The organism is Paenibacillus aurantius, assembly GCF_032268605.1.
GTDB classification, from domain to species: domain Bacteria; phylum Bacillota; class Bacilli; order Paenibacillales; family NBRC-103111; genus Paenibacillus_AO; species Paenibacillus_AO aurantius.
In genome coordinates this window covers 3,907,280-3,930,734 of sequence record NZ_CP130318.1, presented here as the reverse complement: position 1 = coordinate 3,930,734, position 23,455 = coordinate 3,907,280, and the positions used below count along the sequence as shown (strand labels likewise).

20 protein-coding genes are annotated in these 23,455 nt (G+C 57.6%); 18 read left to right on the top strand and 2 right to left on the bottom strand.

The genetic code is table 11. From position 1 onward, the window contains the following. The first annotated feature begins 4 nt into the window (after nucleotides 1–4). From MJA45_RS17800 to MJA45_RS17760, 9 genes are all read left to right on the top strand, one after another. Nucleotides 5–826: a carbohydrate ABC transporter permease gene (locus MJA45_RS17800; RefSeq protein WP_315603249.1), complete on the top strand. Its 822-nt coding sequence runs from the start codon at nucleotides 5–7 to the stop codon at nucleotides 824–826. 50 nt (nucleotides 827–876) lie between these two features. Continuing rightward, nucleotides 877–2,331 carry an ABC transporter substrate-binding protein gene (locus tag MJA45_RS17795; protein WP_315603248.1) on the top strand — a complete coding sequence of 485 codons (1,455 nt, stop codon included), beginning with the start codon at nucleotides 877–879 and terminating at the stop codon, nucleotides 2,329–2,331. 17 nt (nucleotides 2,332–2,348) lie between these two features. After that, on the top strand, nucleotides 2,349–3,338 hold the full coding sequence (locus MJA45_RS17790; RefSeq protein WP_315603247.1) for a Gfo/Idh/MocA family protein: 990 nt from the start codon (nucleotides 2,349–2,351) through the stop codon (nucleotides 3,336–3,338). 67 nt (nucleotides 3,339–3,405) lie between these two features. Beyond that, nucleotides 3,406–4,206 (top strand): sugar phosphate isomerase/epimerase family protein, encoded by an 801-nt coding sequence (locus MJA45_RS17785; RefSeq protein WP_315603246.1) that lies wholly within the window; start codon nucleotides 3,406–3,408, stop codon nucleotides 4,204–4,206. Nucleotides 4,207–4,233: 27 nt separating this feature from the next. Continuing rightward, nucleotides 4,234–5,664 carry a sulfatase family protein gene (locus MJA45_RS17780; RefSeq protein WP_315603245.1) on the top strand — a complete coding sequence of 477 codons (1,431 nt, stop codon included), beginning with the start codon at nucleotides 4,234–4,236 and terminating at the stop codon, nucleotides 5,662–5,664. Nucleotides 5,665–5,735: 71 nt separating this feature from the next. Next, nucleotides 5,736–6,743 carry a Gfo/Idh/MocA family protein gene (locus MJA45_RS17775; protein WP_315603244.1) on the top strand — a complete coding sequence of 336 codons (1,008 nt, stop codon included), beginning with the start codon at nucleotides 5,736–5,738 and terminating at the stop codon, nucleotides 6,741–6,743. A 100-nt stretch (nucleotides 6,744–6,843) separates the two neighbouring features. Then, nucleotides 6,844–7,383: an adenylyl-sulfate kinase gene (gene cysC / locus MJA45_RS17770; protein WP_315603243.1), complete on the top strand. Its 540-nt coding sequence runs from the start codon at nucleotides 6,844–6,846 to the stop codon at nucleotides 7,381–7,383. Next, nucleotides 7,380–8,771 carry a sulfatase family protein gene (locus tag MJA45_RS17765; RefSeq protein WP_315603242.1) on the top strand — a complete coding sequence of 464 codons (1,392 nt, stop codon included), beginning with the start codon at nucleotides 7,380–7,382 and terminating at the stop codon, nucleotides 8,769–8,771. The genes cysC and MJA45_RS17765 overlap by 4 nt, the downstream gene beginning before the upstream one ends. Nucleotides 8,772–8,791: 20 nt before the next feature. Beyond that, nucleotides 8,792–10,234 (top strand): sulfatase family protein, encoded by a 1,443-nt coding sequence (locus MJA45_RS17760; RefSeq protein WP_315603241.1) that lies wholly within the window; start codon nucleotides 8,792–8,794, stop codon nucleotides 10,232–10,234. A 258-nt stretch (nucleotides 10,235–10,492) separates the two neighbouring features. Here MJA45_RS17760 and MJA45_RS17755 read toward each other — a convergent pair whose 3' ends face one another. Both MJA45_RS17755 and MJA45_RS17750 read right to left on the bottom strand, forming a co-directional pair. Continuing rightward, a complete protein-coding gene (locus tag MJA45_RS17755) occupies nucleotides 10,493–11,425 on the bottom strand; it encodes an NHL repeat-containing protein (protein ID WP_315603240.1) in 933 nt (310 codons plus the stop codon). 103 nt (nucleotides 11,426–11,528) lie between these two features. Continuing rightward, a complete protein-coding gene (locus tag MJA45_RS17750) occupies nucleotides 11,529–12,428 on the bottom strand; it encodes an AraC family transcriptional regulator (RefSeq protein WP_315603239.1) in 900 nt (299 codons plus the stop codon). Nucleotides 12,429–12,579: 151 nt separating this feature from the next. Between MJA45_RS17750 and MJA45_RS17745 the strand changes: the two genes are divergently transcribed. The 9 genes from MJA45_RS17745 (at nucleotide 12,580) to MJA45_RS17705 (ending at nucleotide 23,452) form a co-directional block, all read left to right on the top strand. After that, nucleotides 12,580–13,416 carry a phytanoyl-CoA dioxygenase family protein gene (locus MJA45_RS17745; protein WP_315603238.1) on the top strand — a complete coding sequence of 279 codons (837 nt, stop codon included), beginning with the start codon at nucleotides 12,580–12,582 and terminating at the stop codon, nucleotides 13,414–13,416. A 202-nt stretch (nucleotides 13,417–13,618) separates the two neighbouring features. Next, on the top strand, nucleotides 13,619–14,116 hold the full coding sequence (locus MJA45_RS17740) for a DUF2243 domain-containing protein (protein ID WP_315603237.1): 498 nt from the start codon (nucleotides 13,619–13,621) through the stop codon (nucleotides 14,114–14,116). 1 nt (nucleotide 14,117) lies between these two features. Further along, nucleotides 14,118–14,915: a cytochrome c oxidase assembly protein gene (locus MJA45_RS17735; RefSeq protein ID WP_315603236.1), complete on the top strand. Its 798-nt coding sequence runs from the start codon at nucleotides 14,118–14,120 to the stop codon at nucleotides 14,913–14,915. A gap of 45 nt (nucleotides 14,916–14,960) precedes the next feature. Beyond that, nucleotides 14,961–15,719: a ZIP family metal transporter gene (locus MJA45_RS17730; RefSeq protein WP_315603235.1), complete on the top strand. Its 759-nt coding sequence runs from the start codon at nucleotides 14,961–14,963 to the stop codon at nucleotides 15,717–15,719. A 49-nt stretch (nucleotides 15,720–15,768) separates the two neighbouring features. Continuing rightward, nucleotides 15,769–16,872: an SGNH/GDSL hydrolase family protein gene (locus MJA45_RS17725; protein ID WP_315603234.1), complete on the top strand. Its 1,104-nt coding sequence runs from the start codon at nucleotides 15,769–15,771 to the stop codon at nucleotides 16,870–16,872. Between the two features lie 499 nt (nucleotides 16,873–17,371). Next, the gene (locus MJA45_RS17720; protein WP_315603233.1) at nucleotides 17,372–18,979 is read left to right on the top strand and encodes an extracellular solute-binding protein; all 1,608 of its coding nucleotides are present in this window, start codon (nucleotides 17,372–17,374) and stop codon (nucleotides 18,977–18,979) included. 15 nt (nucleotides 18,980–18,994) lie between these two features. Further along, a complete protein-coding gene (locus MJA45_RS17715; protein WP_315603232.1) occupies nucleotides 18,995–21,691 on the top strand; it encodes a fibronectin type III domain-containing protein in 2,697 nt (898 codons plus the stop codon). A gap of 137 nt (nucleotides 21,692–21,828) precedes the next feature. Next, the gene (locus MJA45_RS17710; protein ID WP_315603231.1) at nucleotides 21,829–22,461 is read left to right on the top strand and encodes a YdcF family protein; all 633 of its coding nucleotides are present in this window, start codon (nucleotides 21,829–21,831) and stop codon (nucleotides 22,459–22,461) included. Nucleotides 22,462–22,540: 79 nt separating this feature from the next. Then, nucleotides 22,541–23,452 carry an ABC transporter permease gene (locus MJA45_RS17705; RefSeq protein ID WP_315603230.1) on the top strand — a complete coding sequence of 304 codons (912 nt, stop codon included), beginning with the start codon at nucleotides 22,541–22,543 and terminating at the stop codon, nucleotides 23,450–23,452. Nucleotides 23,453–23,455 lie beyond the last annotated feature (3 nt).

Genomic DNA, 23,455 nt, shown 5'->3' with positions numbered 1-23,455 from the left:
CGTAATGAAAGGAAGCCGGGCCGGTAGGGGAATTCATTACGGCTGCACGGCACTGCTGCTGGCTCTCACGCTGTTCCCCTTCTACCTGCTGCTGATTTCGTCAGGGAAAGATAAGGGGCAGCTCATCCGCCACTTCTGGACTCCCGTTGCTCCCTTTCATTGGGAGCATTACGGCATTGCCCTGAAGCAGCTATGGCCCTTCCTGCTGCACTCCGTCTGGATCACCCTCTGCCTGATTCTGTGTGTGTTGATCAATGGGTTAACCGCCGGCTATGCCTTCGCCCGCTTTCAATTTGCCGGCAAAGGCCTGCTGTTCGCCGTTGTGATGTCTCTCGTCCTTATTCCGGGCTTTCTGCTGCTTATTCCGCAATTCATGCTGTTCCGTAGCCTCGGCCTGCTTAATACGCTGTCCGCCCAATTTCTGGGGCCGATGGCGGGAGCTTCTTCCCTGGCCGTTCTCCTGATCCGGACGTTCTTCGAAGGCATTCCGCGCTCCCTTACGGATGCCGCCGCCGTGGAGGGGGCGGGGGAGCTGAGGATTTTGACGCAAATTATGCTTCCTTTATCCCTGCCCGTCGTAGCGGCGGTTTCGGTTATGAACGCTCTGCTCGGCTGGAACAACTACGTTTGGCCCCTAGTGGTCACCTCCGGAGACCGGGCCAAGCCCGTCATTCTGGGGCTGTCTTCCCTGACGGGGCCGATGGACAGCATTCTGGGCATCCAGATGGCCGGGTATGTGCTGGCCTCCGTTCCACTGCTGCTGCTGTTCCTGTTCTCCACGAAGGCGTTCGTTCACGGCATGACTTCGGGGGCGGTTAAGGCGTAGCAGGAAGGAAGACGCAGGCGGAAGGCGGGAATGACCATGGGAGGTGGAGAATGAAACCGAATCGAACAGGCCGAAGGCCTCTAATCCTGCTGGGTACGGCACTCGTGCTGGCGGCGGGAGCAGGGTGCACGGCGTCTTCCCCGGAGGCTAGCCCCGGGGGGCCGAGCGGGAACGGGACGGAGCTTAACGTCACCGTTATGCTGGAGACCCAGGGGGACCAGACGGAAATCGACGCCTGGAACGAAATTGTCCGTTCCTATCAGGAAGCTCATGCCGGTACACGCATCAAGCTTCAGACGATGTTCTTCCCGGGGGTGGAGCAGCACCGCACCTGGGTCACGACCCAGCTGATCGGCGGAACCGCGCCGGACGTGCTGACGACCCGGTACATATGGGATCAGGAGGATTTGAAGAAGGGGCTGCTGCTGGACCTCACCCCTTATTACCGGAAGGAGACCGCTTATTCGGGGGGGAAGACCTGGGAGGCGACTTTTCCCAAAGCGGTGATGGCCCAGCTGGCCGGAGACCAGGGAACCTATGCCAGCGTCCCGACCTTCGTGAACTCGGTGCGGGTTCTGTACAACAAGGAGCTGTTTGCCAAGGCCGGTATTCAGGAGGTTCCCAAGACCTGGGCCCAATTTATGGATGCCCAAGCCAAGCTGGCCGCCCAGAAGGTGACTCCGTTCGCTTTTCCCAATACGAAGCCGGGCGATTACAACTACAGCTGGGCGACGCGCATTCTCACCGAGGAGCTTACGGTGGGGCTCTATGACACCCTTGACGTCAACAAGAACGGGGTTATCGAGATCAACGAGTATGTCAAGGGAGTCGACCAAGGCATCCTTGACATCGAGAAAGCGCCGTTCCGCGACGTGTTCGGCCTCCTCAAGGACTGGAGCCGTTATTGGGCCAAGGGCTACAACGGGCTGGATTTTGATTCGTCCACCGATCTCTTCCTGCGGGGGGAAGCGGCCATGGTGATGCGCACTTCCGGCCAGAGCAAGGTCATCTACGAATCCAAAGCCCGCACGTTCGAGGTGGGGGCCTTCCCGCTTCCTTATCTGACGAAGGAAACCCATCCGTCCGCCTCTGGCAAGCTTATGGAGATCGGCGGAGTACCTGCTGGGAATCTGGCGATTCCGAAGAGCATCGCCCAGCAGAAGCTGGAGCCGGCGCTTGATTTTATCGCTTACGTCTCGTCGCCGCCTATCCAGGGACTTCTCGGGGAGAAGCTGTTCCGCACTCCGGCAACCGCCGATGCCGCGCTTCCGGAAAAGCTGAAGGGCTTTATGTTTGTCGGGGAGCAGATGAAGCTGAATATTTACGCCGGTGAAGTGGATAAGAATGTAACCGAAATGAACCAGAAGCTCGGCCAGCTGTTTCTTGAAGGGAGCAAAAGCCTGGACAGCTACGTTAGCGAGCTGAAGAAGCAGATGGTCGACGGCGCTCAGCAGAAGATGAAGGAGAACAATTGGTCGAAGGATAACAATTACGGCATTCATTAGCTTAGGGAGGGATAACCATGGCTTTGCAGGTTGGAGTAGTGGGAGTGGGAAACATCGGATCGATTCACGCTGGGGTTTACAAGGATCACCCTAAAACGGAGCTCGTCGCGGTATGCGACATTAACCGGGAAAAAGCGGACGCGGCCGCCGCGCGCTTCGGCTGCCGGGCGTTCTACAGCGTCCGGGAGATGCTGGACAGCGGTATCAAGCTGGACGCCTGCAGCATGGCGACCAAGGGAGAGGAGAACGGGGGAGAGCATTATACGCCCACGATGGAGCTCCTGGCCGCAGGCATTCCCGTGCTGGGGGAGAAGCCGATCTCCAACCGGATCGAGGAAGGGGAACAGATGGTGGCCCTGGCCAAAGAGAAGGGAATTCCGTACGGAGTCAACCTAAATCACCGCTTCACCCCGGCGGCAATCCGCGCCAAGGAATGGGTGGACGGCGGCCGTCTCGGCAAGCTGCATATGATCAACATGAAGATGTGGATCAACAACCCGGTCGAGACGTCCCCCTGGTTTCATCTTCGCGCCCTGCACCCGCATTCCTTCGACGTGATCCGTTATTTCTGCGGGGATGTGAAACGGGTCGCCGCCTTCATGATGAAGGGCGAGGGGCGGGCCATCTGGTCCAACGCGCAGATCATCATGGAGTTCGAGAACGGGGCCATCGGGAACCTGGTCGGCAGCTACGATGCCGGGGCAAGCTATGGCCTGGAACGGTGCGAGGTCGTTGGTTCCGAGGGAAGGTTCGTGCTGGATGATGCCTGCGAGCATCTGACTTACTACCCGCGCCGCAGCATCGAGACGGAAACGTACAGCTACCTTGGCGGCATGAGAAACTTCAACGAAACCTTCAAAAGCCGGATCAGCGATTGGATCGAGCAGCTGGATGCCGGGGTGTCCCATGACCGGATCAACGGCTCCGGCGAAGAGGCACTGAGAGCCCAGAAAATCATCGAAGCGGCCATCCGGTCCTTTGAGACGTCCACGATTGTAGAAGTGTAGGGCTTGCCTTCATTCGGTACATCATCCGGTACAGTCAAAGGCAGGAAAATCACGGGAGGTGCGATTCATGATTCAATTGGGGATCAATTCGGTGCTGTTCAAGGAATTTGATTTCGAGACGGCGGCCCGTCACATCAAAGCCGCCGGTTATGATGGGGTTGAGCTTTCGGCCATTAAGGGGATGTGCGAGCATCTCGAGCTGGACCGGTGGGAGGAGCAGGCTCCGGACATCCGCCGGATCGCGGAGGAGAACGGGCTGAAGCTTCTGTCGATGGAGGTGGCCGCGCTGGATGAAGGAAGGCTCCGGCCCGCCTTCGCCGCCGCTGCCGCCCTCGGCATTCCAGTGGTGAACGTAGGGCCGGGAGGCAAATCCGATGTGGAGGAGGATTTGGCCGCCACGCTCGACAAGCTGACCCGGATGGCGGAGCTCGCCGGCGAGCACGGGGTCACCCTGTGCGTGAAGGCACACGTGGGAGGCTCCATCTATAATACGCCGACCACCTTGCGCGCCATAGAGGCGATTGCCAATCCGGCCTTCGGTATCGACATGGACCCGAGCCATATTTACCGGGCGAATGAGAATCCGGAGGAAGCCCTTCCCCAGGTTATCGGCCGGGTCCGCCATATCCATATCCGTGACTGCCGGGGCCGGCAGGCGGGACCAGGCCCCATTGAGCTGCAGGCGTGCGGCCGCGGGGATATCGATTTGATCGGGTACTGCAAGGTGCTGGCGGATAACGGGTATGACGGTCCTGTCTGCCTGGAGGTTATTGGAGCAGGCGGCCATTCGCTCGCCCAGGTTTCGATCGTTGCGGCGGAAAGCTACGGCTATTTGAACGCGGTGCTGAAATCCCTTGGCGCCCGATAATCGGATCTACCAAAGGAGAGGATTCTCTTGACCAAAACCAAACCAAACCTGCTCCTCCTCGGAATCGACAGCCTCCGGCGGGATCATATGAGCGGCTACGGATATCACCGGCTCACCACCCCGCATCTCGACAAGTTCAGTGAAGGAGGCGTCCTGTTCGAGCAGCATTTCTCGCCAAGCATTCCGACGACTCCCGGCTATGCTTCCATGCTCACAGGGATGGACTGCTTCGGCACCGATGTGGTAGCGCTCCGCCACGGGGGTCCGCTTGGCGGTCATGTGACGACGCTGGCCGAGCTCCTGGAGCAGAAGGGCTATAACACGAGCTGTATCGGCTTTACCGGCAACCCTTCGGCCAGAGGCTTTCAGACCTACCTCGATTATGAAGGCTGGGGGCCGGACGGAACGGGGAGATCGCCGAAGGCCGATAACCTGAATGCCGTCGCCTTGCCGGAGCTGAGAAGACTTGCGGCCGATGACAAGCCCTTCTTCCTGTTCCTCCGCCATATGGACCCGCACTCCCCTTACCTGCCGCCGAAACCGTTCGAACGGATGTTCTATGACGGCAACGAGTTCGACCCGGATAACCACTCGCTTGACGACTTGTATGCGTTTAAGCCGTTCGTGGATTATTTCACCTCCTGGTTCCCGGAGGGCTGTACGGACAGCGACTACATCGATGCCCAGTACGACGGGGCTGTCGCTTATATGGACGCTTCCATTCAAACGCTGTTCACCGCTCTCGAGAAGATGGGGCTCGAAGAAGAGACCCTCGTCGTGGTGACGTCCGACCACGGGGAGACGCTGAATGAGCATGACTGCTACTATGACCACCATGGGTTGTATGAGACGAACCTCAGCATCCCGTTGATTCTGCGCTATCCCGGCAAGCTGCCGGCCGGACGCCGCGTCTCGAGCCCGACCCAGATCAAGGATGTCATGCCTACGGTTCTCGAGCTTCTTGGCATTGAAAGCGCAATCCGGTTCGACGGACGCAGCCTGCTCCCCCTCGTACGGGGCGAAGAGAGGGTGCCCGAAAGCGAAATGTATTTGACGGAATGCACCTGGATGCGGAAGCACGGCTGGCGGACGCCGGAATGGAAGCTTATCGTGGCGCTGGAGCCAGATTTTCACTTCAAGCCGGAGATCGAGCTCTATAACCTGATCCGGGATCCGCAGGAGCTGGTGAACGTGGCCGAGCAGGAGCCCGAGGTGGTAAAGCTTCTGAAAGCACGGCTGGAAGCCCATGTGGCGAAACGCGAGAAGCAGACGGGCCGGTCGGCGCCCATCCACGTCAACGTCAACTGGCACGGACTGGGCACCGGACCGTTCGAGTCCTCCCAGGAAGCGTATGACAGCCTGCATATCGGCTCTCCGAAGACGGCGAAAAGCCTTCAGAGCAAAGAAAAGAAGCAGGACGACGCCGGGGAGGATTTGACGGAGATCCCGTCCGCCTGAAGAGAGTAAGGAAATGGGGGAGCCTTCCCCCTTTTTTGATTGGTGCCGGAAGGGAAAGGAGGAGAGCGGAATTGATTAAAGCAGCAGTGGTGGGTGTCAACCATATCGGGCGGATTCATTGCGGGTGTTACAAGGATCATGCGGAAGTGGAATTGAAGGCGGTTTGCGACATGAACCGGAAGCTCGCCGACGCAGTGGCGGCCCAGTTCGGGGTAAGAGCCTATTACGACCTGGAGACCATGCTGGAGCAAGAGGACCTCGATGTTATAAGCGTGGCCACCGGGGGCTTCGAGAACGGGTCGCACCACTTCGGGCCGGTGATGACGGCGTTGAAGGCGGGCAAGGATGTGCTGGTGGAGAAGCCGATCTCTAATGACATCGGGGAAGCGAAGGAAATGATCCGTCTAGCCGAGGAACAGAACGTAAGATTGGCGTGCAACCTGAATCACCGGTTCACCCCCGCCGCCCGCCGGGCGAAGCAGTGGATGGAGAACGGGGAGGTCGGCCTTCCGCTGTTCCTTAACATGCGGCTGACCATCGGCAATCCGAACGAAACGAGCCCGTGGATTCATCTGCGGGCCCTCCACCCTCATTCCTTCGACGTCCTCCGCTATTTCGGCGGGGAGATTCGCCGGGTGCAAGCCTTCCTGACCAAAGCCCCGGGACGCACGGTTTGGTCTACGGCCTCCATTAATCTGGAGTTCGAGTCGGGGGCCGTCGGGCATCTGACCGGAAGCTACGATCTATTCGGCGGCCATCCGATCGAGAGCTGTGAAGTGGCGGGAGACAAGGGCCGGTTTGTCATCGACAACGTGTACGAATCCGCGACCCTATATCCGGGCCGCCAGGAGGAGCTTAAGGTATTCCGCAATTCGATCTTCGGCGGGCTGAAGGGCTTCAACGATACGTTCCGGGTGCGGCTCGAGACGTTTATCCGGGAAATCCGGGACGGGGTTCCTCCGGAGGCCATTGAAGCGTCAGGCCGGGACGCGCTGGCGGTCCAGGCGGCTATCGAAGCCGCCATCCGCTCCCATGAGGAAGGCGGCCGTCCGGTGGAGGTTGCGGAGATAAGGAGCTAGGGCTTTGCCCTTAACCGGGTACGGAGAAAACCCAGGTAGGCGCGATAAGAAAGGGAAGCGGAGCTTTCTTGGCGGATAAGGCACAAGAGGAGGAATTAGGATGGAACAGGCGGGCTTGGTGCTGTGGTTCACAGGACTGTCGGGAGCCGGCAAAACGACAACGGCAAAGGCTTTGCAGGAGGCCTTGCGGGCGTCGGGGAATAAGGTGGAGCTTCTCGACGGGGATGAGCTCCGGAACACGATTTCGAAGGGGCTCGGCTTCTCTCGCGAGGACCGGCTGGATAATATCCGCCGGATTGTTTACTTGAGCCGGCTGCTTTCCCGCAATGGGGTCACCGTGCTCGTTTCGGCCATTACGCCTTACCGGGAAATGAGGCAGATGGCCCGGGAGGAGCTTCCCGGCTATGTCGAAATCTACGTGGACTGTCCCTTGGCGGAATGCGAGCGGAGGGATGTGAAGGGCTTGTATGCCAAAGCCCGCCGGGCCGAAATCCCCTCGTTTACCGGAATCGGAGACAGCTACGAATCACCGGAGCAGCCGGATCTCGTTCTGCGCACGGACCGCGATCCGGTCGAAAACAATGTCTCTTTGGTGCTGGAATATATGGAAGCCAGACGCAGGCAGGGAGAAGCCGTATGAACATCGTCATGATTTCCCTCGATACCCTGCGCGCTTCCCGTCTTGGCTGCTACGGCTACCGCAAGCCGACTTCCCCTTATCTCGACCAGTTCGCTTCGGAAGGAGTGCTCTTCGAAAGGGCTTATGCCGCCGACATTCCGACCGAGGTCGCCCATACGGGAGTCTTCACGGGAAAGCTCGGCCTCCGGACCGGTATCGTGTCACACGGTTCTTCCTTGACCCAGCTTCCCAAAAAAGAAGCCTGGCTGCCTTCGATTCTGAAGAATGCCGGCTATACCACGGCAGCGGTGGATAATTTGTACCAGCTGAAGGAATGGTTCGCCCGGGGCTTCCGGTATTACATCAATTCCTCGGGGGCCCAGCGGAATATCGACGGGCGGACCGTGAACGAGCTGGCCCTGCCTTGGATCCGGCAGCATAAGGACGAAAAGTTCTTCCTGTTTCTTCATTATTGGGACGCTCACACCCCCTATGTCCCGCCGCCGGAGATGGTGAGGCCCTTCTACGAGGAAGGACGGGACCCGTTCGATCCTCACAACCGGAGCATGGAGGCGGCCTACAATCATGCGGCCTATCCGTTCTTTAAGCATCATCATTACGACCAGTTGGGTCCGGTGACCGATGCGGATTACTTAAGCGCGCTTTATGACGCGGAAATCCGTTATCTGGACGACCGGTTGAAGGAGCTCGATGAAGGGCTCCGGGCGGAAGGGCTGTACGAGAACACGATGGTCGTCTTGTTCGGCGACCATGGGGAAAGCCTGACCGAGCATGACATTTACTGGGACCACTGCGGCCTGTACGAAACGACGGTGAACGTTCCCGTTCTGCTCCGGTATCCCGGCAAACTTCCGGAAGGTCTCCGGGTAAAGGGGCTGGTTCAGCAGGTCGATTTGATGCCGACCCTTCTCGAGGCTGCCGGAGTGGAAGTTCCGCCCGGACTGGACGGCCGAAGCCTCTGGCCGGCAATGGAAGGGAAGGAGGAGGGGACGCGGGAGGAGATCTACCTGAGCGAATGCGCCTGGCAGGCCAGCCGGGGGGTGGTCACCCGGGATTACAAGTTTATCCGTACCTACGATTCCGGTCCCTTCCGGCGTCCTCCGCGTGAGCTGTATCAGTTGACGACGGATCCCGATGAGGCGAGTAACGTGGCGGAACGCTTCCCGGCGATTGCCGACCACCTGGAGGGAAAGCTGAGAAGCTGGGTGGAGCAAGTGCTGAACGGGCGCGAGGATCCGATGAGAGAGCAGCTCGAGGTGGGGCTGCCCTTCCGCAACCGGATCCACGACATCCTGGTTTCCTACGGATTAACCTGGGAGGACTGGATGAAGGACCCCCGGCGGGAGCGGTTTGATGAAGCAAGCCGCCAGTGGAAACAGCAGGTATGAGGAGGGAGGAAGCCAGCGCTATGGAAAGGATTTCCGCTGCGGAGGGTCGAAAGCCGAATCTACTGATCATCGTCGCCGACCAGCTCCGGCATGACTGTGTAGGTTGGAGCGGCGGGAGGTCCGTCCGTACCCCCCATCTGGACCAGCTGGCGTCGGAGGGGATGGACTTCCGCCAGGCCTATTCGCCCATCCCCGTATGCGGACCGGCACGCCAAGCGTTCGTATGCGGACAAAGGCCGGAAACCTACGGCGGGCTGTGGAATCCTTCCCTCGGCCTTCCGGTAAAGGCGCTGGAGCCCGATTCGTTTTCCTGGGCCCGTTCGTTGGAGATGGAAGGTTACCGGAACACGTACTTGGGCAAGTGGGACGTAAACCCGGACCATGACCCGACTTCCTACGGATACGGGGAATACATCGACAGCGAAAGGCTCTACCGGGACTATCTGAAGAGCCGGGAGCCCGCTGTTACCTACACGGCAGGATTCTGGGGGGAAATCGACCCCCTTCCGGTAGAGGAAACCCGGACGCACCGGACCGCGGCTCTGGCCATCGAGGCCATGGAGAAGCTGACGGAAGGGACGGGGCCATGGCAGCTTCGTGTCAATTTTACCGAGCCCCATCTGCCCTGCCGGCCCGCTTCGGAATTCGCCGCTCTCTATTCTCCGGAGGAGATTCCTCCGTGGGAGAGCTTTGCGGAGACCTTTGAAGGCAAGCCCTACATTCAGGGCCAGCAGCTCCGAAATTGGAAAATTGAGGAGTTTACCTGGGAGGACTGGGCGCCAGCCGTGGCCCGGTATTACGCGGTCATTACCCAGCTGGACGAGGCCGTCGGAAGGGTTCTGAAGGCATTGGAAGATGCCGGGCAGAAGGAGCAGACGATGGTGGTCTTCACATCGGACCACGGGGACATGGCAGGCGGGCACCGCATGATCGACAAGCATTATGTGATGTATGACGATGTGGTGCGCGTGCCCTTCCTGGTCCGGTGGCCCGGGGTGATTCCGCCGGGAAGCCGGAGCGACGCCTTCGTCTATCCGTTCCTTGATCTGCCGCCTACCCTGCTTGACCTGGCAGGGGCGCCGCCTCCCGAAGGGGCTGTTCTTGCCGGCCGCTCTCTTCTCCCGTTATGGACGGGAGAGGAAGACCCGGCCGGCGTGCCCTCTCCCGAAGGTTGGCGGGAGGAGGTCGTCTCCACCTACAACGGGCAGCAGTTCGGGCTTTTTTCCCAGCGCATGCTTCGAACCCGGGACTGGAAATATGTCTGGAATCCGACGGACACGGATGAGCTGTACGACTTAAAAAACGACCCGCATGAGCTGAACAATGCCGTTCGAATGCCGGAGAATCATAGGAGGGTTCAGGAACTGAGAAGGCGGCTCTACGATATCCTTCTGAAGGAAGGCGACGGGCTGGTCTCGACCAGCTGGATGCGGGACCAATTGATGGAAGGTCACAAGAAATAAAGCGGGGACGGGTGGGTTTCCGAACCGGGGCTCCTTAAGATAGGCAGGAAGCATGCCGGCCTGAGGGGCTTTTTGGGTTGGCAGGATAATGGTCCGTGCTGTTAGGCAGACGCCTCAACCCCCGATGCAACGCCGGACTGCCGCAACGGCACACCAGCAACGTCGCAACGCTCCGAACAAAGAAAAGGCTTCCATCCGCTCGCGGAAGGAAGCCTGTTTCTTATGGTTTTGGCGAAGCTCGGTTCAGCGGCAAGTACTTTACCCTTGGCGGACGAGCTTCGTGATCCGGCCGTCCGAGATCCATTCGGCCACGTAAACGTTCCCTTGCGAATCGACGCAGACGCCGTGAGGAGAGCTGAATTTGTCCGGGCGGAAGTAGTCCTTCGGCAGATTGGGCCAGCCTTTCTGCTTGTAGGCCTGCTGATCCTCACCCAGATGGGTGATCAAGCGGTCCTCCGCATCCAGAATCGTGATCCGGCTGTCCAAATCGGGAATGTACACCTCGTCCCGGAAGAAGTAGAAGCTGCAGGGAAGATCCAGGTTATGATCCATGAAACGCTTATGCTGGCCGTCCATGGTAAATACCTGAATGCGGTGGTTCCGGCGGTCGGCCACATACAGCTCCGGCTCCGGGCCTCTCGGATTGACCGAAATGCCGTGAGGCTCGATGAGCTTGCCCGGCTCGGAGCCCCGTCCGCCCCAGCTGCGGATGTATTGGCCGGAGGCTTCGTACTGGTGCACATAATACTGCCCGTAGCCGTCGGCTACATAAATATCGCCGTTCGGCCCTACGCAGACATCGGTCGGTATGTATCTCCGGTCATCCCCGTACAGGTCGGGCCGGTCGGGAGTGCCTATCTCGAGAAGCACTTCGCCGTCAAGCGTGGTTTTGACCAGAAGGCTTCTTTTCGTATCCGTAAAGTACAGAAACTGTTTCCCATCGGGCTCTTGATGAAGATAGAAGCCGTGGGCGCCCCCTTCAAATTCCTCTCCCCAAGAAGCGAGGAGCTTACCCTTCGGATCAAAAACAAGTACCGGGTCCTTCCCCGTATGATGCACATAAACATTGTCCTCGGCATCCACGCAGATGCCATGGGTATAGCCGTACGCTTGGCCGTCCGGCCGCTTTCCCCAGCCTTCCTCCACCCGGTAAGAGTGGCTCGCGTTTCCTATGATAGCACGTTCCCCCATATCAGCGCCTCCTTCAGCTTGACTACCCTTTCAGTATAAAGCAGATGGAGGGAAGAATTTGTCGAATAATGTAGACGAAAAGCGGGCTAAACGGCTTAATTCTTCAGAAGATCCGGCTTCGCTGCCGGAACTGGCTCGGAGTCAAGCCGGTGACGGCTTTGAAATTGCGGCAGAAATAATGAATGCTCGAATAACCAAGCTTGGCTGCGACTTCTTCGATGGACGGCTCTCTCGAAAGCAGGAGCTGAGCCTGCCGGATCCGTTCCCGGATGAGATAATGCTTCGGCGTCAGGCCGGTCGTCTCCCGAAATAACTCCGCGAAGTAAGTCGGGTGATAACCCGTCAAGGAAGCAAGCTCCGGAATCGTCCACGGATAAGCCGGGTCCTTCTCCACCGCTTCCAAGGCATCGGCGATTTTGCTGCTGCCGCTTGCGGCCCGGAAGCGCTTGTCGAGCTGATACCGCAGCAGGGTGACCAGAAGCTGCACGAGCAATCCCCGCATCGCGGCTCCGGCACCGGGAGCCTCTTCGATGAACTCCTTGGCCAGTTCATGGAAGAGAGGCTCCAGTCCTTTGCGATCATACAAATGCTGCATAACGGCGGGTCCGCTGCCTTCCACTTCCACCTCGTAGGCTTTGGCGGGCAAAGAAAGATCCTCCTCCCGGCAGTCCCGGATCCCGGGGACCGGATGACGGGGTTCGAGAGAGGGGGCGTTCCAGCTGAAGTGAATGCTCGACAGGGTAAGCGGTTCATTAGCCAGAGCCGATAACCGGTGGGGAGTTTCCGATCCGTAAAAAAGACAATGACCCGGGGCGGCCTCGATCAAACGGCCCGCCAACTCGAGGGTGGCTCCGCCGGACACAATGTAGACGAGCTGGGAGTCGGGATTGATTCGGGGCCCCCACACCCTTCCGGGCGGAACCGTGATGTAATTGGCGAAATTGACCGTGGGACGGAGATCGCCCAGGCGGCCCACTTGTTCCTTCGGCGCTTCGGTTAACATTACCACGCCTCCTCCTGCTCTGCTTCCGTTACTCCCTATTCTTACCTGGATCTGGGAAAAGTGCAAGAACAACTTGGTTTTCTCTAAAGACCGGCAGGGGAGGGACTTGGTATGCTGTAAGCGTAAACCATTACGCGAGGGGGAACCCGAAATGTTAACCAACGAGCAAATACAGGAGTTTGACGAGAAAGGCTATATCAAGGGTGGAATCGTCCTGTCCGATGCGGAGGTCGAGAAGCTTCGGGAAGAGCTGGAAATGGTGATGGAAGGAAAGTCCGTCAAGAAGCCGGTTCATAACCGCAATTTGCTCGATAATTCCCATTACGGAATGAAAATCACGAAGAAGGAAACGGTCATTCAGATTGTGAACATCTGGATGGCCAGCGAGGTATACCTGGAGCATGCCGCCAACCGGACGATTTGCGAAGAGGTGGCCCAGCTATGCCGGACCGATACCCTGCGGATCTGGCATGACCAGATTCAATACAAGCCGCCTGTCACCGGGGGACCGACCTATTGGCATCAGGACCACCCGCTGTGGCCTGTCATTCAGCCCGCCGATCTGGTCAGCGCCTGGGTGGCGTTAGACGATGCGGTGATCGAGAATGGATGTATGTGGATGGTGCCCGGCAGCCACAAATGGGGGAATCATCAGAAGTACTTGAGCAGCAGCGAAGATTTCAAGCCCGTCCACCGCTCTCCCGAGCTGCTGCCGGCCGGGGTAAGCACGGAAGCCGTCCCTTTTGAAATCAAGAAGGGCCAGGTCGGGTATCACCACTGCCTCACTTGGCACGGTTCCCCTAACAACCGCTCCGAGCGCAAGCGCCGGGCCATTGCCGTTCACTACATGCCGGGCCAAACGATCTACGCCCCGACGGGGAATCATGTGATGGAGGCCCACATTCACGTCAAGGCGGGAGAACCGATGTCGGGAGACAGCTTTCCGGTGGTTTACCGCAAGCAGGAAGAAAACCGTTCGGCCATTTAACGTTAGGGCATTTTGATTAAGAAGAAATCGAATTTCCGACTACCCGTAGTATCATATGGAAAAGCCCGCTGTTTCCCTGAAACGGCGGGCTTTTGTTTTATGCCGGGAACCGTTCCCCTTTATTTGGATACTGCGATTAAGGGAATGCGGGTTAGGTTAAAGATAGAAGAAAGATCTGAATAGGTGGAGGCGTGAGCAGGTCATGAATAGCGCAAGGCCTAGTCCCAAAAAAGTAAAGGCGCAAGTCCATGCTTCGGCGCGCAACCTATGGTCCGGTATTTTGTTCGGTTTAGGCTTGGTGGCCTTTTTTGATGAGGCCGTTTTTCACCAGCTGCTTCACTGGCATCACTTTTACGATAAATCGACAACCGGAATCGGATTGGTCTCCGATGGTCTTTTCCATGCCTTCAGCTGTTTCGCGACGATTGCTTCCTTGTTTATGTTAGCCGATCTCCGGCGCCGGCAGGCTCTCCGCCTAAAGCGCTGGTGGGGTGGGGTATTTCTGGGGGCCGGCGGGTTTCAACTGTATGACGGGATGGTTCAGCATAAATGGATGAGGCTCCACCAGATCCGCTATGAGGTAGACCTGTTGCCCTACGATGTCATTTGGAACGTCGCAGCCGCTCTGCTGATTATCCTGGGGATGGTCATGATCGCCCGTACCCATAAAGAATCTCTCCAAGGGGAGTCAAGGAGCTGACATGCACACTAGCGCCGCTGACCATACCGGAGGCTTATGGTTTGAATTTTGGCCGGCTTTATTTTTTGTTGCTTTTGCCGTTATGTATTTGGATGCGGCTGGTAAATCCAACGGCCGCTTTCGGAAATGGCCGGTCTACCGGAGCCTCTGCTGGTGCGGCGGGGTGGGGAGCGTGGCCTTGGGGGCCGGTGGTTTTACTGCAGGACCTATACACCTGGGATTTGTTGCCCACATGACGGAGCACATGCTCCTTGGAATGATAGCCCCTCTGCTTATTGTTATGGCTGCCCCGATAACCTTGGCTTTACGATTACTGCCGACCCAATGGGCACGGCGTGTCACGCACTTTATGAATTTGCCGCTGATCCGTATCCTGGTGCACCCGGTGACGGCCGCCTTTCTAAATACCGGAGGAATGTGGTTGTTATACACCACTCCTTTATATGAGGTTATGCATGGCAGCAGCATGGTCTATTTTTTGGTTCACCTGCATTTCTTCCTAAGCGGATATCTTGCCGCGGCATCCATCCTGTACGTGGACCCGGTCTCTCACCGTTTCAGCTTCTCCTTCCGAGCCGTTGTTCTCATACTTAGCTCTGCCGCTCATAGTATCCTATCGAAAATCGTCTACTTCTCCCCTCCGCCGGGGGTGCCGGTCGAGGAGGCGCAGGCGGGCGCGCAGCTCATGTATTACGGCGGTGACGTTATCGAGGTCGCGCTTATCACGATCTTCTGCTTTCAATGGTATAGAGCTGTGCAGGTCCGGAGGCGGGGCAGCAATGGATTTTCCCGTCCGTGAACTTTTTCAATCCTTTAATAACAACAAGAAGGGGAGGAATGGGGGATGAGTATGGCTTTGCTGTGGGGGGCTCTGTCAGGCTCCGCTGTTTTCTTAGGCGCCCTGGCCGCCCTTTACCTCAAGATTCCCGTCAAGCTGACGGGCTGGATCATGGCATTCGGCACCGGCGTTCTGATGGGGGCGGCGGCCTATGAACTGCTGGGGGATTCCATGGAACAGGGGGGAATGGGGCCGACCGTACTCGGCTTCTCGATCGGAGCGATCTTGTTCACCGCGTTCGACTGGTACATCTCCCGCAAAGGCGGGGCGGGGCGCAAGCGATCCTCCAAAGAGAGCGAGAAGACCAAGAAAGGCAGCGCCGGAGGAGGAAAAGAGGGAGGAGCCGCCATCTTCGTCGGAACCGTCATGGATGCCGTACCCGAGTCGATCATGATCGGGACCAGTCTCCTCAGCGGGTCGGTCAGCTGGCTGCTCGTCGTCGCCATCTTCATCAGCAATATTCCCGAAGGGCTGTCCAGTACGGTGGGGCTTAAGGCAGGCGGCTATTCCAGAGGAAAGATATTGCTGCTTTGGCTGTCCGTACTGGTTATTTCGGCACTTTGTTCCCTGGGGGGCTACGTGTTTCTGGAGGGGGCGCCGGACGAGCTGATGGCGGTCATCGGCTCCTTTGCCGGAGGCGGCATTACCGCGATGGTCGCCTCTACCATGATGCCGGAAGCGTATGAGGAAGGAGGCCCGGTCGTCGGGCTGCTGTCCGCCTGCGGGCTGATCAGTTCCCTCATTCTTGACCGATTGTCGGGCTGACCGGGCAATGTTATCCTTAAGGTAACTTTTTCCGATTGGGGATGATGGAGTGGACAAGAGCAGTACGATCCGGCCCGGGAGCTTGGATAAGAATATGACGGTAACCGCCCTGGAGGGCGAATGGGAATGGCACTCCCCGAAAGAGAAGCCCATGGCGGTTCTTGGCTTCGCCTGGCTGGAAAGCGAGGGGCTTTACCGACGGCTGCCGGCCCATCCTTCCGAGACGCTTCCGCCGGCTGTCGATATGCTGGCCGATTGCACGGCAGGGGGACAAATCCGCTTCCGGACGAACGCTTCCCGGATCGCCGTCCGCGCCATATTGGGGGGATCCCCCAATATGTACCATATGCCCGGAACGGGGCAGAACGGGTTTGATGTTTACCTCGGAGAGCCGGGGGAGGAAAGGTATGTGGGGACCGTCCGCTTTGAGCCCCATCAGGCCGCCTATGCCAGCCTGCTTGTGGACGGCAGCCCTCCCGAAGGCTTACGCACGGTAACCATCAACTTCCCGCTGTACCAAAGCGTGCAGGAGGTCGAGGTGGGGCTCAGCCCGGGGGCCGAGGTGGCCGAGGCGGTCTTCCCGCAGCCGGGACGGCTTGTGTTCTATGGTACCTCTATCACACAAGGGGGATGTGCGTCCCGTCCCGGCATGAGCTATCCCCAGCAGATCGGCAGGAGTTTATGCCGGGAAGTGATCAACCTGGGGTTCTCGGGCAACGGGAAGGGAGAGCCTGAGCTCGCCCGGATCATCCGGGAGATCGAACGGGTGGATGCGCTTGTGCTTGACTATGAGTCGAATTGTACGCTCGAAGGCTATCTGTCCACGCTTGAGCCGTTTATCCGGCTGTACCGGGAGAAGAACCCTCTGACACCGATTCTGGTATCGACCAAAATCCGGTACGCCAAGGAAGCCATTCAGCCCAGCCTCACCGAGCTTCGAATCCGCAAGCGGGACTTCGCCCGGGAAGTCGTAGAGCGTTTAACAGCCGAGGGGGATGCCAACCTCTACTGGTGCGATGGAGGAAATCATCTGGGGGAGCGGTTCGATGAATGTACGGTGGACGGCGTACATCCCACAGACCTGGGCTTTGCCAGGATGGCCGAGGGGATCGGACAGCACTTGGCCGGGATTTTGGGTATTGTTCGGAAATAGTCATTAAAAGAATCGGGAAACGGCCGTGGAAGGACGCCGTTTCTTTTTTTGTCCGCCTTTTACGAAGCAAAGGGGGCGGTCGGAGAGGCCAGTGCAGAAATACAAAAAATAATGCTTGCAAAGGCTTTCATCCCCAAGTATTCTAATAATAAATCAATTTGATTAACTAATGAATGGAAGGGGTTCGATGTTAAAGGTACCCAGCCACCTGTTGGGTTAAAGGTCGGCCAATCAGGAGAAGAAGCTGCAGCTCGCGGTGAACGGCGATGGCGTTACCACCTTAGGGGGATAGAGGCCGTCCGATACATAAAGCAATGCCAAGGAAAATGCCCCGGGACACGAGGGAACAGCTGCGATCCGGTTATTCAAAAGACTTCCGGGCATGGCCGTTTACAAAGCATTAGGAATGCGCAAACATTCAGCAAACAAAAGGCTGGTACCCTGTAATAGTAAATCGATTTGATTAACTATCTCGAAAATGAGAGGAATCGGTGTAAAAATGAAGAAAAGTTTGACTGTTTTGACAGCCGCCTTTGTGGCTTCCAGCCTGTTAACCTCCGCTTGCAGCAAGGAGGCTCCTGCCGCTGAAGGGCAAGGAGCCAAGCCCGTGGATCCGGTTCTGAATGAAACCGGTTATCCGATCGTCAAGGAGCCGGTCAAGCTGCAGTTTTTTACGGGAAGGAATTCCGGAGGAGCCGAGAACTTTAACGAGCGTATGCTCTGGAAGGAGTATGCGAAGAAAACCGGGATTGACGTGGATTTTCAGCTCGTCAACTTCGAGAACCTGAGTGAGAAATTTAACTTGGCCATGTCGAGCGGCAATTACCCCGATGCGTTCCATACCGCCCGGATCTCGACCAACGACATTGTAAAGTACGGCTCCCAAGGAATGTTCATTCCGCTTAACGGCATGATCGACAAATATGCCCCGAACTTCAAGAAGCTGCTGGATCAATATCCCGCCATCAAGAAGGGAATCACGATGCCGGACGGCAACATCTACTCCGTTCCGCTCGTGTATGAGCCGGACTTCTACGCGGTTCTGATCAGCCAGAAGCTGTGGATCAACAACGATTGGCTGACCAAGCTGAAGATGCCGGTGCCTAAGACGCTGGACGATTATTACAGCTACTTGAAGGCCGTCAAGAACACCGACCTGAACGGCAACGGCAAGGCCGACGAGATTCCTTACGGCGGGGTCGGCACCGGTTCCCTGTTGGAGGTGCTCAAGGGTTCCTTCGGGCTGATGAACAAGGGCACGAACCACCGGAACGTGGATGTGGATCCTGCGACCAACAAGCTGCGGTTTATCCCGACCGACCCGAGGTACAAGGAATTGCTGCAGTACTTGAACAAGCTGTACACCGAAGGCCTGATCGACAAAGACATAACCACGATCAAGAATCCCGCGTTCGCGGCCAAAGGGTCCCAGGGCATATACGGCTCTCTCGTGACGACCTTTCCGTCCACTGTGATGGGGCAGAAACAGTATGTCATTCCGGCTCCTTTTGAAGGCCCGCACGGGGATAAGCTGTTCACGAACATCCAGAATCCGCTCGTTCAGCCGGGAGCCTTCGTCATCACCGATAAAAACAAGCATCCGGAAGCGACCATGCGCTGGATCGATTACTTCTTCAGTGACGAAGGGCAGCAAAATTTCTTCATGGGCTTCGAAGGCGTTACCTTTAAGAAAACCGCAGACGGCAAGCTGAATTATACGGATGAGATCATGAACAACCCGAAAGGGATGGAGCAGGGCGTCATGAAATATCTCACCTGGCCGGGGGGGAGCTATCCGGGCTATGTGACGAAGAAATACTTCAAGGCGGTCGACGAGGAGACGAACAACCAGCATAAGGTGCTCGGCGATTCGCTGCCGAAGGAGAACTGGCCGGCGTTTACCTATACCGTGGAAGAATCCGATCAAATGAAAACGCTCTGGACGGATTTGAATACCTACATAGACGGCATGACGGTCAAGTTCATTACCGGCGCCGCTCCGTTCAGCGAGTGGGACAATTATACGGCAACCGTTAAGAAAATGAAGGTCGACGAGTACATGAAGCTGTATGAAGGAGCCGCCCAGCGTTATCAATCTTCCAAATGATAAGGAGGAATTCGCATGACCATTCGTAAAAGCACGAGGCTTGCCGCTTTCGGATTAGCCGCCGCTTTGCTCGCTTCTTCGTTCCCAGGCGGGACGAAACCCGTCAAGGCGGAGGATAACGTCCTCGGACCGGTACCGTCCCTCCTGATCACCGAACTCGCTCCCGACTCACCCAACAAAACCAATGACGCAGGCAAGGTGGTGGACGGCTACGAATTCATCGAGGTGTACAACAACAGCGACGTTCCGGTTCCTCTTAAAGGGTACAAAATCTTGTACTATTCCAGTTCGACGTACGCGACCTGGACGCTGAACGCGGACAAATCGGTGATGCCGCTGAGCTCCATGATTCTCTGGGTTCAGTCCCCCAACCTGACGGTAACGGCGGACCAGTTCAATGCGGCTTACGGCTCCTCGATCCGGGAAGATCAATTCTACCCGGTTGTCACGGCCGGCTTCTCCAACACCGGTTCGCGCCGGGTGCTGCTGACTACCCCGGACGGGATAGAAATCTCGCGGGCGGAGTATGTGGGGATCAACGACGCAGCGGACAGCACGTCCATCGTCTACTCCTATCCGCTGAACGGCAGCACGCTTATGCGGCAGACGGCGATCAAGCAGCCCCCGACTCCCGGAGTCCTGCTTCCGGGACAGGCGCCGTCTGCGGCCGCTCCAGCGGCCCCTGCCGGCCTGAAAGCTGCAGCCGGCGACCGGCAGGTCACCTTGAGCTGGAGCGTGGGGGCCGACCCGGCCCATGACCGCTACCAGCTTCTGGTGAACGGCAAACCGGCGGATGACCTTATTACCGGGACCTCCTACACCTTGAAAGGGCTGTACAACTACACCTCCTATTCCATAGCCTTGAGGGCGGTGAACCAAGAGAACCAGATCTCCCTTCCCGTCAGCGTCAAATCGACGCCGGTTCCAGCGGTTAAGGACAGTGTGGCCCCAGCGGCTCCGGCAGGAGTAACAGCAGAGGCGGGAGCCGGTGAAGTCAAGCTGAGCTGGCAGCCGAATGCCGAAGGGGATGTGATGGCTTACCGGATCTACACCGACGGCAAACTGAGCCAGACCGTGGACAGCTCGACTTATTCCGCCACCGTTCCGAACCTGACAGGGGGAACGGCCTACCGGTTTGAAACGGCTGCTCTGGATTCGTCCAACAACGAATCGGCGAAATCCGCATCGGAAACGGCGGTTCCCGAGCATCAGCCGATCACCCAGGAGGATATGGGCTTCGAGGCGCCGGATCCGTTCGAGCCCTTCACAGAGTATCTCGATACAAGCGAGCCGGGTGCGTTCGTCCCCGGACTGCGTCAGAACCTGATTCCCCAAGGGATCGATTATGTGAAGGAGAAGAATTGGACGGTCATCAGCGCTTACCGCTCCGACAAGCGGCCGAGCATGCTGTCTTTTCTGGACGACGCAACGGGTAAGCTGGTCAAGTCCTTTCATCTGTACAACCCCGACGGAACGCCTTATAACGGCCATGCCGGAGGCGTGACCGTCAGCGGGAAGCACACTTGGGTGGCGAATAACCGGTTCCTGTATCAGAACAGCCTGGAGGATGTATATCGCCAGCAGGACAACACCAACCTGACCTTCACCCCGGGAGGTTTCCGGGTGTATAACAATGCATCCTTCGCGACCTATGCGGACGGGACGCTCTGGACAGGGGATTATTACTACCCGCCAAGCTACCAGACACCCGCCAACCAAAAGCTGATTAACCGGGACGGAGTCGAATACGGCGCGTGGATGACCGGATACAAGCTTGATCCCGAAACCGACAACCTGCCGGCGGGGCGGAAGCTTGATGACGCTACCCCGGTGACCCCGGATTACATTCTGTCCATCCCGAACAAGATCCAGGGAGCCGCCTTTGCCGGCGATCATATTCTGCTCAGCTATACGGCCGAGAATGCCTACAGCTCGCTGCTTAAGTACCGCAACCCGATGAAGGACGCTCCTCACACCTACGTCGAGATCGACGGCAAGCAGGTGCCGGTCTGGTTCCTGGACAGTGCGGAGAAAGAAGACGAGATGATGATCCCTCCTTATGCGGAAGAAATCTCCGTTCGCGGGAACAAGGCCTGCCTGGTCTTTGAATCCGGGGCCAGCACCTTCAGCCCTTACATGTATTATCCGATCGATCAGGTGCACTGCTTGGATCTGGCCGCCTGGGAAGCTTATGACGGAATTTCGATTCAGGGGCTGGACGAAACCATGGTTCACGGAAGTGCCGCATCGCTGAAGGTCCTGCATGCCCTCGGGGAGAAGGGCACCTTCGACGTCACCAAACCATCCGTCTTGACAACCAGCAATCCGGCTGTAGCTTTGGTCTCTCCGGAAGGAATCCTTCTGGCAACAGGCCCAGGAGAGGCGGTCATTACGGCCGAATACGAAGGAAGAAAGGCCGAGCGCACGGTAAAAGTCATTCCCCGGCTCGATTCCCTTACTCTTCAAGTGCCGGAGCACCCTGTCGACCGGGGAGCGGTTATCCCTATCAAGGTGACCGCCTTCTACAGCGACGGTTTGGATAAGGACGTGACGGCGTCCGCCCGGTACCTTTTGAGCAGGACGGAAACAGCGGAGCTTCAAAACGGGGTCTGGACCGCCCGTACGCCGGGGCGAACACTGATCACCGCCTCTTATGAAGGAAAGGAAACGGAACCTTCCGCCTTAGTGGTCCGGGCCAAAACCGAAAAATAATCAGCTTTATCTTTAAGCTTATCCGGCAGGTTCAAGAATCTCCCGGCTTCCCCTCCGGATTCTCACATCTTTCGGTTTAGGGAAGCCGGGATTAATCCAGCGAGCAAGCTATAGAGAGAAAAGGAAACCATCTACTCATGATCATCCTGTTAACCGTAATTGTTGCCGTTGCCGCTGTTCCTTTGCTTTATTTCGTGTGGATGCATTCGAGCCGTCTGTCCGGCCGGCCCGCGGATGCCCTTATTGTTCTCGGTTACCGCTGCGAGAACGATGCGCTCCATCCTCTTCTTAAGGAAAGGCTGGATACCGCCATCGGCTTAATGAACCGGCATTCCTACCGGTGTGTTATCGTGTCAGGGGGCTCGGTTGCCTCCAAACGGAGCGAGGCGGAGATCATGAAGCAGTACCTGCTGAGCCAGGGCATCCCTCCCCGTTTAATTGTGGAGGAGAGCTGGTCCCGCAATACCGTCCAGAACATGGTAAACTGCGGGCTCCTGATGGAGGAAAGGGGTCTCCGTACCTGTCTCGTGGTGTCCAACTCCTTCCACATCCGGAGAATGAAATACATTGTGAAAGCCCTTGGCATGAAGGCCATGTTCTATGCCGACCGCAGCCCTCGGGCTGTCTTCAGGCAGGGGAAGCTGACCGTCCAGGAGATCCGGGCGTTCCGCCTGACGCTCCCCTGGCTGGAGAAGGTTTCAGGCATGCCTCGCCGGGAGCTGATGGGAAAGAACGCCGCCCGCCCCGCCAATCCTAAACCGGTTGAGTGAAATCCGAACCGCTATGGAAAAGGAGTAATTCCCTATGCAAGCCAGATTGGAAAACACCGCAGGGGCCGCCTCTAGGCCCATGCGATTGCGTAAACGGCTGCTGCCTTATGCCAGGAACTGGCAGCTTTATCTGCTTCTTGTCCCCGTCATTGCCTACTATGTCGTCTTTGAATACGTTCCGATGTACGGGGTTCAGATCGCCTTCAAAAATTTCCTCGCAAGCAAGGGGATATGGGGAAGTCCGTGGGTGGGCTTCAAGCATTTTGAACGTTTTTTCGAAAGCTATTTCTTCTGGCGTCTCTTGCTTAATACGCTTGGGATCAGCCTGTATCAGCTGGCCGTGGGCTTTCCCGTCCCGATTCTGTTGGCGCTTATGATCAACGAAGTTCGGAAGCCCCTGTTTCGGCGGTTCGTCCAGACCGTCACGTATGCTCCCCATTTTTTGTCCACGGTGGTGCTGGTGGGGCTCTTGTTTATTTTTCTTAATCCGAATACGGGACTGGTCAACAATTTCCTTAAGCTGATCGGCCTGGAGCCGGTTGCCTTCATGACCGAGCCCGGCTGGTTCAAGAGCATTTACGTTCTCTCCGGTGTGTGGCAGCAGATGGGATGGAGCTCGATTATTTATCTGGCAGCTCTTTCGGGCATCGATCCCCAGCTGCATGAGGCGGCTCGGGTGGATGGGGCTACCCGCCTGCAGCGGATCCGGCACGTGAACCTGCCCGGCATTATGCCGACGATTATCATTCTGCTCATTCTGCAGATCGGCTCGCTGATGGGCGTCGGCTTTGAGAAGGTCTTTCTTATGCAGAACAGCCTGAACATGGACAGCTCGGACGTCATCTCGACGTACGTGTACCGGAGCGGGATCCTGGGAGCCCAGTACAGCTTTTCCGCTGCCGTCGGCTTGTTCAATTCCGTCGTCAACTTCGTTCTGCTTCTGCTGGTCAACCTGATCGCGCGGCGGATGAATCAAACCAGTTTGTGGTAAGGA

Coding starts and splice junctions, on each gene's coding strand:
- MJA45_RS17800 (WP_315603249.1), top strand. CDS start 5: ATGAAAGGAAGCCGGGCCGGTAGGGGAATTCATTACGGCTGCACGGCA.
- MJA45_RS17795 (WP_315603248.1), top strand. CDS start 877: ATGAAACCGAATCGAACAGGCCGAAGGCCTCTAATCCTGCTGGGTACG.
- MJA45_RS17790 (WP_315603247.1), top strand. CDS start 2,349: ATGGCTTTGCAGGTTGGAGTAGTGGGAGTGGGAAACATCGGATCGATT.
- MJA45_RS17785 (WP_315603246.1), top strand. CDS start 3,406: ATGATTCAATTGGGGATCAATTCGGTGCTGTTCAAGGAATTTGATTTC.
- cysC (WP_315603243.1), top strand. CDS start 6,844: ATGGAACAGGCGGGCTTGGTGCTGTGGTTCACAGGACTGTCGGGAGCC.
- MJA45_RS17765 (WP_315603242.1), top strand. CDS start 7,380: ATGAACATCGTCATGATTTCCCTCGATACCCTGCGCGCTTCCCGTCTT.
- MJA45_RS17760 (WP_315603241.1), top strand. CDS start 8,792: ATGGAAAGGATTTCCGCTGCGGAGGGTCGAAAGCCGAATCTACTGATC.
- MJA45_RS17755 (WP_315603240.1), bottom strand. CDS start 11,425: ATGGGGGAACGTGCTATCATAGGAAACGCGAGCCACTCTTACCGGGTG.
- MJA45_RS17750 (WP_315603239.1), bottom strand. CDS start 12,428: ATGTTAACCGAAGCGCCGAAGGAACAAGTGGGCCGCCTGGGCGATCTC.
- MJA45_RS17745 (WP_315603238.1), top strand. CDS start 12,580: ATGTTAACCAACGAGCAAATACAGGAGTTTGACGAGAAAGGCTATATC.
- MJA45_RS17740 (WP_315603237.1), top strand. CDS start 13,619: ATGAATAGCGCAAGGCCTAGTCCCAAAAAAGTAAAGGCGCAAGTCCAT.
- MJA45_RS17735 (WP_315603236.1), top strand. CDS start 14,118: ATGCACACTAGCGCCGCTGACCATACCGGAGGCTTATGGTTTGAATTT.
- MJA45_RS17730 (WP_315603235.1), top strand. CDS start 14,961: ATGAGTATGGCTTTGCTGTGGGGGGCTCTGTCAGGCTCCGCTGTTTTC.
- MJA45_RS17720 (WP_315603233.1), top strand. CDS start 17,372: ATGAAGAAAAGTTTGACTGTTTTGACAGCCGCCTTTGTGGCTTCCAGC.
- MJA45_RS17715 (WP_315603232.1), top strand. CDS start 18,995: ATGACCATTCGTAAAAGCACGAGGCTTGCCGCTTTCGGATTAGCCGCC.
- MJA45_RS17710 (WP_315603231.1), top strand. CDS start 21,829: ATGATCATCCTGTTAACCGTAATTGTTGCCGTTGCCGCTGTTCCTTTG.
- MJA45_RS17705 (WP_315603230.1), top strand. CDS start 22,541: ATGCGATTGCGTAAACGGCTGCTGCCTTATGCCAGGAACTGGCAGCTT.